At 68.2% G+C, this 1,119-nt stretch carries 1 protein-coding gene; it reads left to right on the forward strand.

Annotation, left to right across the window (positions count from 1 at the left end; all coding sequences use genetic code 11):
* Nucleotides 1-33 precede the first annotated feature (33 nt).
* Nucleotides 34-987, forward strand: coding sequence for a sugar phosphate isomerase/epimerase (locus ABZ281_RS50235; protein ID WP_356665608.1), 954 nt, complete (start codon nt 34-36; stop codon nt 985-987).
* Nucleotides 988-1,119 lie beyond the last annotated feature (132 nt).

The following is a 1,119-nucleotide window of genomic DNA, read 5'->3' on the forward strand; positions in this document are numbered from 1 at the left end:
GGAAACCTCGCCCGGACTTTCAACCAGACCGACCTGTGCAAGCGCGTCACCGACGACACGGTCGCCTTGGCCGAACACGTCCTGGCCGCCCCCGCCAAGGGCCGCGGCCGGCCCGTCCTGCCGCCCGGCCGCCTCGGCATCCAGCTCTACAGCCTGCGCGACAAGGTCTCCACCCTGGGCTTCGGACCCGTTTTCGCCGAACTGGAGCGGTACGGCTACGACGAGGTCGAGTTCGCCGGTTACACCCAGGGCTCCGCCGGGCCCATCACGCTCGCCCAGCTCAAGCGGCTGGCCCGTAACCACGGCCTGAACCCGATCGGCAGCCACGTCGGCTACTACTCCGACGACCCGGGCGCCTACACGTTCGCCCAGAACCTTGCCAAGGTGCTCGACGACGCCCAGGCCCTCGGCCTCAAGCACATCGGCACGGCCTCCGGCCCGTTCCGCTACGGCTCGACCGTCGACGCCTGGAAGCGTGCCGCCGAGGACTTCAACACCTACGGCGCGGCGGCCAGGGCCCGCGGCATGAAGTTCTACCAGCACAACCATTCCGAGGAGTTCTCCTTCGCCACCGACAACCCCAAGGTCCGCCTCTACGACATCCTGCTCAAGGAGACCGATCCGGACCTGGTCCACCTGGAGATGGACATCTACTGGGCGTACGTGGGCCAGTTCCGCTTCTCCCAGCGGCCCGACGGCACGCCCGCGCCCTTCGAGCCGCTGAACTACGTCCTGCGGCAGCCCGACCGCTACCCGCTCTTCCACGTGAAGGACGGCGAGAGCGACCCGTCGAACCCCTACGGTTACAACATGACCGACGTCGGCGACGGCGACATCGACTACCAGCGCTTCATCTCCGCCGTGACCCGGCTGCGCGGCCACCGCATGGCCCACCACTGGCAGGCCGAGCACGACAACCCGGCCGAGTCCTTCACCTTCGCCCGTCGCTCCAGCGCGCACCTGCACTCCCTGAGGGAGAAGTGCTGACGGCGACGTACGGACATGAGGAGGCCCCTCCCCGGACGCTCGGGTTCTAACGGTCCCCGCAACACCCAGACATTCTGGAGGTTGCGGGGACCGTGTCGTTGACGGGTGATGAGCGCGAGGCGTGCAGGGTTG

It is taken from the genome of Streptomyces sp. NPDC006265 (genome assembly GCF_040613555.1).
Classification (GTDB): Bacteria; Actinomycetota; Actinomycetes; order Streptomycetales; family Streptomycetaceae; genus Streptomyces.